Below are 7175 nucleotides of genomic sequence, written 5' to 3' on the forward strand. Positions count from 1 at the left end.
TAATCAGATCAAAGAAATAAAAATTAAACTGATAGTGTATAACATAAACAAAAAAGTTGTAGAAATAATTTGCATAAAATTAAGGATTTCTACAGAGCCGAAAGGACAACAATTTAAAGGAATGGGAAAAAAGTGACCAACTTACAAACTCTATAGAGCAAGCAGCAACTAATAAAGGGGTCAATATTAATGCCTCAGTCACTGAAGAAAATATGAGTAAACTAAGTACTGATGCAGCAACAAGATTAATCACAAGTAAATCACTTTCTGTTCCCTTATATGGACAAGAAAATAGCGTTTACTGTGGTCCGGCAAGTTGTCAAATGATTGGTAAATACATATGTAACATATATCGGACCCAAAATTACATCTATGATTTTCAAGGATGGCATGACCATAATAATCTGAATGGAGGGATCTCAGATAGCGACGCTAAAGATTATTGTTACTATACTCAGCAACAGGGGGATTAGGGCAGCGTGGCACAGTTATTAGTACTACTATGAGTTTTACGACCGCTAAGACTGAGATCAACAACAACAGACCTTTTTTCAGTATGGTTCCAGGGCATTTTAGAGTTTGTTATGGATACTCAGATACTGGTTACGGATTATATTATATATATATTAATGATCCATTGCCTATTGGATCTGGTCACCAAACGGTGGAAGTCAATGGTGCTCAAGAAACTAAACGTATATATGTGAGGCCGTCTTAAAATTCCTTAGAGGAGTTCGATAAATCTCTGGTTTCAATGGTTGCTTATATATCCTTTATGCAAACAGCCAGTCTATAAGGTTTATCGAATCTTCTTCATTTTTGAGGTGTTGGTATGAGCAAAATCAATAAGGAAATCGCTATTTTTATTGTTTTTCTAACTCTCGTAGCGATTTGGGGGTTACTTGTAAAAGTGCCGGTAGAGGATGCGAAAACACCAGATCCTGAATCGCAAGTAGCTGGTATGACTATTCAATTTAAAGATGGAATTTCTGAGTCAGAAGTACAAGTCATTCTTCAAAACTACAATATGACTCGGAACTATAGGATGACATATGACACTAATTATCCAGAAAAATATTACATAATGGCGGACAAAGATAATTGGAGTGACATAAGACGCGAGCTTGTAAAAGAGATGAAGGAAGATAAAAAAGATTGGACTATATCTTCTCCTGCTGATGTTACCCGAAAAGGAGATTATTACGTTCTTCCGGTCTCTGAACAAGCGATCCAGGACGAAAAATTTCTTGCAATACTGGACAAATATGATATTGGGGCGAAAAAGTTTACATGGTGTGATATTCGTTTTCTTTTTAATGATGGACCTCTGACATATTGGATTCCGGAAGAAGATGCGATAAGGATAAAAAATGAGCTTGAACAAAATGAAAATATATTTACTGTACAGCTTAGTTACCTTTATCCCCCATCTGATCCCACGACCTAAGAGGCTGTATTAGAGCCTATCCAAAAAGTGATTACCTGTTATAACTTTTATAAGATGCAATATGCAAAACCGGAACGGATACTCTAATATTATAGACTTATAACTTTCACAACATGCCATTATTGACTTTTCGGACAGTCTCAATCTGGAAAAAGTCCGCCTTAAGATAAACGCATCTAAGGTAAATTTGTTTGTTATACATTTTAAAGTTAGAAAACAACTTTCAACAAAGCCAAAAAATTAATTGGGAAAAATCAAAACAAAAAAGGTGACCGGTTCAACTTTAAAACGGGATTTTATATTATACCGGCCTTTTCAAGAAAACCTTCCAGAGGCACGGAGTGAGTCTGGAAACCGCATACTTTGTAGGGGTCCGCTCCCATTGAAAGAGCCACGAACTGGGCAATATTCATGTGCACCATGTCGTATTTTACCCCGTACTCTTTTTCAATAACAGGCTGGTAGCGGTCATACTGGATATGGCAGTTCGGGCACATATGGATCATTAACTCCACTCCATTTCTCTGAAGGCTGTCAAGTTTGGTTTTGGTAACCTGGAGAGAGGTGCTTTTGTTAAGGTGAAGCTGGGAAAAGCCCATTCCGCAGGTAAGAGTGCGGTCTTCGTACCAGCGGACAGGGGATGCTCCGCAGGCTTCAGCTATTGTGTCTATAAGCTGGGGGTTTTCCGGGCTTCCGACTACATCGAGGTACTTGACTTTATAATAGTGGCAGGCATGATGAGAGGCTGCTTTAACGCCTGAGAAATCGAATTGTTTCTTTTCCTTTATCTGGTCGACTTTACTCAGGAGGATCTCGACTGCATGATAGAAGTTGGTCCGCGAGTCCATATCACCCTTTTCATAGACCAGGTCGTCGAAGCCCTTTTCTCTGAAGATGGAGTTGACTTTTTCCCGGACCTCAGTATTGGTGTTAAGGAGTTCGCATGCGTCCTTGTTTATGGCATAGCAGGTTGAACAGAGGCAGGTTATGTTGGGATACCCGCTCCTTCTGGCGATTGCAAAGTTCCGGGCTGCAATAGCTGCTGTTGTGAGGCCTTCAAAGATATCGGTGTAGTGCCCTATCCCCGTGCAGCAGGACTGCTCATCGTTTATACCGTAATCTACCCCGAGCCGGTCAAACACGTAACTTGTAGCCGTTTCTATCCCAGGATATTCCTGCCCGACCATGCAGCTCTTAAACAGTAAGAGCTTGCTGTCCGGTATACTCTCTATCGCTTTCAAAGCCAAACTCTCCGCTCTTTTTTTCGTTTTCAACACGGTCTGTCGTCAGGAACCCGTGAATTCTTTTTTCCTGTATCCTTGCTTTAATCCATTTTTCCCTTTCAAAATAGCCAGTGCTCTCAAGAATAGCCTGAACTTCTCCATTGGTGTTCCTGACATCCCTGGCGCTAAGCCCCAGTTCAGAACGGATGGGCTCCAGATTCCTTTTCATTCCAATCCAGCGCTCTCCAAGGTCTCTTTCCATGTTCTTGACACCAGCGCCCGGGACCTTGCTGGCTCCGTTTTCGGCAAGGTACTCCCCGATCTCAAGGAAATAGGCAAGCTTTTCAACCCCGATTCCTTCGTTGATAGCGATCTGTCTGAGCACCTGCACGATTGTTACAGGGCTGTTGTTCCTGGGACAGCGCACATTACAGGAATAGCAGTAGAAGCAGGACCAGATCATTTCAGATTCAAGCACACTACGATCATTTTCGAGCACCTTTTTTACGATCTGCCGCGGGCTGTAGTCCGTAAACCGGGCTGCAGGACAGGAAGCGGTGCAGGCTCCGCACTGGATACAGCGGTCCAATCCCATGGCTTCAGGGGTTCGGATACTTTTTTTTGCGGTCTCTGCAAGAGTTTTACACTCCGGGGTATCGTATTTATTTACATATGGCATCATCTGATCACCTCTCCTTCCCGGGCAAGGCGGGTAAAAGTTCCTGCAAGCCCTTTTGTGTTCGGAACATAGGTTTTTTTGAAATAGATCCGGTTTCCTGAATCTCCAAGTTCTTCTTTGAGTTTTTCAACGTGCCTGGTAGTAAGAGGGTATATTATCTCGGCTCTCGGGCTGTCAGGTGGGTCTTCCACAAAAAGGACAGAGGACGCCCCATGTTTTAAGGCATGCAGCACCAGTTCTCTGTCCACTACCAGGCATGTAGGGACCTTGATTAATTTAACATTTGAAGGGTATGTGAGCACACTGTTACCTATATTATCGCAGGTAAGGGAAGCAATCCCGGAATTTACAAAGCCAAGCACATCTCCTTCTTCGAGCACACCCTCTATCTCGGCTTTTAACTGGGATTTCGTAAAGCCTGCGATCTGAACGGCTCCGTCCTTGCAGAGCTCGGTACAGTATCCGCAGCCCGTGCAGATCAGAGGGTCAAGAACAACCCTTCCGCTCTCATTCAGGGAGAGGGCCTCGAACGGGCATTTAAGGCATTCTCCACAGCGCGTGCAGAGCAGCTGGTTGACGGCTGCAATTTCGTTATCCAGCATTTTCGGGCTGTCCGTAATGAAAGTCCTTGCCCTTATGGCTGCAAGTCCGGACTGGGCAATGGTATCTGTAACATCTTTAGGGCTCTGGGCAGTACCGCAAACAAAGATTCCGTCAAGGGAACTGTCTACTGGTTTTAGCTTGGAGTGCCTTTCCTTAATAAAGCCGCTTTCATCCTGGCTCAGATTCAGCACACTGGCAATTTTCCTGGTCCCCGGAGAAGGTATCATGGCCGCGGAAAGTACAACAAGATCAGCAGGAAGTTCTCTCATTTTCTGGTTAAGGGTATCTTCGACCCTTACAACAAGGCTCTTGTCCGGCTTTTCAACAACTTCGGCAGGCCTTCCCCGAACAAATTTGACTCCGGTATCCTGAACTGCACGGTAATAGTTTTCATAAAAACCAAAAGCCCTTATATCAATATAGCAAATCGTGATTTCTATTTCAGGATATTTTTTCTTAATCAGGCTTGCGTGTTTCAGAGCTGCCATACAGCAGTATCTTGAGCAGTAACGATTTCCGCCCTCTTTTTCGTCTCTTGAGCCCACGCACTGGATCATGACAATTCTTTTTGGCGTTTCGGCATCAGAGGACGGGGCAGAGGAACCTTCGCACCTTGAAGTACAGCTTGCAGGAGTTGAAACAGCAGAAGCTTTACTGAAATCGGAAATCCTCAGAAGTTCCCCTTTTGTAGGGCCATTGATGCCGAGGACTCGGGCAAGTTCCATCTGTGTCAGCACATTTTCAAAAATTCCGTATCCGTACTGGGGTTTCTGGGAGACGTCATACTCCTCAAAACCGGTGGCAACAACAACTGCACCTACGTTAAGTTCAACAATTTCTTCCTTCTGGGAAAAATCAATTGCTCCGGTTTTACAGGCATCTGCACATTTTCCGCAGGCTTCCCCCTTTAACTGGAGGCAATAATCGGGATCAATACAGTAGATCTTGGGGACTGACTGGGAGAAGCGAAGAGAAATTGCCTTTTTGTCCATATAGCCGCAGTTGAACTCGTCTTCAACCGGGGTAGGACAGACACGGCTGCACCTTCCACATGCTGTGCAGCTGTCTTTCACATATCTTGGCTTCTTCTTTAACCTGACAGTAAAGTTTCCTGCGCTTCCGCTCAGGCTTTCAACTTCGGTCCAGGTCAAAAGTGTAATTTTCGGGTGGGCTGCAACTTCGTTCATCAGAGGGCTGAGTGAGCACATTGCACACTCTTCCGCAAGCTTATCAGGGGAAAAGATCTTCCCTATTTTCGCCATCTGCCCGCCTATGCTTGAATTTTTCTCCACAAGGAAGGTGGAAATCCCATTATCTGCAAGGTTCAGCGCAGCTGTGATTCCTGCTATCCCCCCACCTATAACAAGGGCCTGCTGAGCAATATCCACTTTTATTTCTTCCAGGGGCTCTATGTGTTCCAGGCGTTTTAGCTTGGCCTGCAGGAGGGAAATAGCTTTTTCAGTAGCTCCAGTTTTGTCAGGATGCACCCAGGCGCACTGTTCCCTTAGATTTGCAATTTCAAGCCCGGCTCTATTCAATCCGATTTCCTGGATGCACTTTCTAAAGAGAGTGCCATGCTTGGAAGGAGTACACGAACCTATTACTACCCTGTTCAGATTCCCTTCCAGAATTTTATTTTTTATCAGGGACTGCCCCTGGCTTGAGCACAGGTACTCATAATCAAAAACCGAGATCCCTTCTGCCTTAAGGGTCTTTTTTACGGCATCTACATCAACGTGTTCGGAAATGTTCCCGCTGCAGTGGCAGATAAATACAGCAGCTTTGTCCAGCCCATCAGTCGTCCCAGCAGTCATTATACTAAATCTTTCAGGGATTTGTATTTAAAGATTGCCGAAAAAATAGGATAAGTAGCCCAATGAGGACAATTGAACGATAGAAGTTGCAAAATTGGGACATATATTTGAAAAAAAGGAGATTTTAGCGTTTATCTGCTTCAGTTGTACCCTGGTTAGCGTCCTCAGATTGGAGAAGATATACTATCAAAGGTTTTAATCCTATATATACCTGAATGAAGAACTGCAAAAGATCATGTTGACTGCAAAAGATCATGTTGCCCAGCTTATTCCTTACTCTGTAGCTCCATAGATTTCGCAAATAAAAGTTACTATGGCGCACCCCGCAGCACGGTGGGGGTATTCGACTGAAATATATTTAGTGCCTCTTATTGTCAGAAAGTTTTTATATGCATATAATTATATATAGGGAGATCATTATTATATAAATTAACTGAGATGCCAGATTTGTTGGGCACTTCCTCAGATTTTAACTTTTAATAAATACAGATATATTAAGTGAAAAAATAAAAAATTCAAAAAAAACCATTTGAAATTAACCATTTAAAAGAAACCATTTGGAATTAACCATTTAAAAGAAACCATTTGGAATTAACCATTTAAAAGCAACCATTTGAAATAATTAAGTGAGATAATTCATTAAGTTAATTCATTAAAGCTAATTCATTAAAGCTAATTCATTAAAGCTAATTCATTAAAGCTAATTCATTAAAGTTAATTCATTAAAGTTAATTCATTAAAGTTGTTCGTTTGAAAATAATAAATTTCCATGATCTGATGATACTGGATAAAACATGATACTGAGACCAATGTAAGGTGCTCTACGGTATAAACGGCAGATGATAGTTGTGGCAGATAATGGGCTAATATCAGAAGACAATAATATTAAAATGGGAGAGATTGAGTACGAAATGGTCGAGCTTTTGAGGAGGCTTAATATAAACAGACCTGTCGCCTTAACTCTTGCATGCCTCTCAAAAGGAGAAGAGATCTCTTCCCAGTGTATAGAAATGGTATCAGGTCTTAGACAGCCAGAAGTCAGCATTGCGATGCGCTACCTTCGTGAAAATGACTGGGTAGACATGAGGGAAGAAAAGAAGAACCAGGGCAAGGGCAGGCCGGTAAAGCTATACAAACTGACAGTTCATATGGAAAAAATTATTGACACAATAGAAGAAAACATCATTGCTGAGAGTAATACCATACGCCAGAACATAGAACGTCTCAAGAACCTTTCCTGAAGAATTGGCGAAAAAAATTGAGATTAACGCGGTTTTTCTCTTACAATCTCAAATGTAAAAAGTTCATTCGTGAACTACCCCTCCCTGCTTTCTGATGAAAGCGAGGAAGGGGCTTCTTGCTTCATCCCTCGAACTACTGTTCGCAAGTCCACAAGCCCATCCCCTGCG

The 7175-nt window shown here is 42.5% G+C and carries 7 protein-coding genes; 4 read left to right on the forward strand and 3 right to left on the reverse strand.

What is annotated here, in order from left to right:
- Positions 1 to 212 precede the first annotated feature (212 nt).
- The 3 genes from EO92_RS18910 to EO92_RS02505 all read left to right on the forward strand — a co-directional run bounded on the left by EO92_RS18910 (position 213) and on the right by EO92_RS02505 (position 1447).
- Positions 213 to 473 (forward strand): C39 family peptidase, encoded by a 261-nt coding sequence (locus EO92_RS18910; RefSeq protein WP_048169043.1) that lies wholly within the window; start codon positions 213 to 215, stop codon positions 471 to 473.
- A complete protein-coding gene (locus EO92_RS18915; protein WP_369793107.1) occupies positions 443 to 718 on the forward strand; it encodes a C39 family peptidase in 276 nt (91 codons plus the stop codon). Before EO92_RS18910 ends, EO92_RS18915 begins: the two co-directional genes overlap by 31 nt.
- Positions 719 to 832: 114 nt before the next feature.
- Entirely contained in the window at positions 833 to 1447 is a 615-nt protein-coding gene (locus EO92_RS02505) for a UPF0228 family protein (protein ID WP_048133445.1), read from the forward strand.
- 296 nt (positions 1448 to 1743) lie between these two features.
- Here EO92_RS02505 and hdrB read toward each other — a convergent pair whose 3' ends face one another.
- Genes hdrB through hdrA form a run of 3 tightly spaced genes read right to left on the reverse strand, consistent with a single transcriptional unit; the run spans position 1744 to position 5766 of the window.
- Positions 1744 to 2688, reverse strand: coding sequence for a ferredoxin:CoB-CoM heterodisulfide reductase subunit HdrB (gene hdrB / locus EO92_RS02510; protein ID WP_048169045.1), 945 nt, complete (start codon positions 2686 to 2688; stop codon positions 1744 to 1746).
- Positions 2642 to 3352, reverse strand: a complete 711-nt coding sequence (hdrC, locus tag EO92_RS02515; RefSeq protein ID WP_048163244.1) for a ferredoxin:CoB-CoM heterodisulfide reductase subunit HdrC — start codon at positions 3350 to 3352, stop codon at positions 2642 to 2644. The genes hdrB and hdrC overlap by 47 nt, the downstream gene beginning before the upstream one ends.
- On the reverse strand, positions 3349 to 5766 hold the full coding sequence (gene hdrA, locus EO92_RS02520; RefSeq protein WP_048169047.1) for a ferredoxin:CoB-CoM heterodisulfide reductase subunit HdrA: 2418 nt from the start codon (positions 5764 to 5766) through the stop codon (positions 3349 to 3351). Before hdrA ends, hdrC begins: the two co-directional genes overlap by 4 nt.
- Positions 5767 to 6605: 839 nt before the next feature.
- On the opposite strand from hdrA, the gene EO92_RS02525 reads away from it, so the two are divergent.
- Positions 6606 to 7007 carry a transcriptional regulator gene (locus tag EO92_RS02525; RefSeq protein ID WP_048135520.1) on the forward strand — a complete coding sequence of 134 codons (402 nt, stop codon included), beginning with the start codon at positions 6606 to 6608 and terminating at the stop codon, positions 7005 to 7007.
- Positions 7008 to 7175: the final 168 nt, after the last annotated feature.

The organism is Methanosarcina sp. 2.H.A.1B.4 (genome assembly GCF_000979385.1).
Classification (GTDB): Archaea; Halobacteriota; Methanosarcinia; order Methanosarcinales; family Methanosarcinaceae; genus Methanosarcina.

Excerpts from the sequence above, each read along its gene's own strand:
- EO92_RS18910 (WP_048169043.1), top strand. The coding sequence starts at position 213 with ATGAGTAAACTAAGTACTGATGCAGCAACAAGATTAATCACAAGTAAA.
- EO92_RS02505 (WP_048133445.1), top strand. The coding sequence starts at position 833 with ATGAGCAAAATCAATAAGGAAATCGCTATTTTTATTGTTTTTCTAACT.
- hdrC (WP_048163244.1), bottom strand. The coding sequence starts at position 3,352 with ATGATGCCATATGTAAATAAATACGATACCCCGGAGTGTAAAACTCTT.
- hdrA (WP_048169047.1), bottom strand. The coding sequence starts at position 5,766 with ATGACTGCTGGGACGACTGATGGGCTGGACAAAGCTGCTGTATTTATC.
- EO92_RS02525 (WP_048135520.1), top strand. The coding sequence starts at position 6,606 with ATGATAGTTGTGGCAGATAATGGGCTAATATCAGAAGACAATAATATT.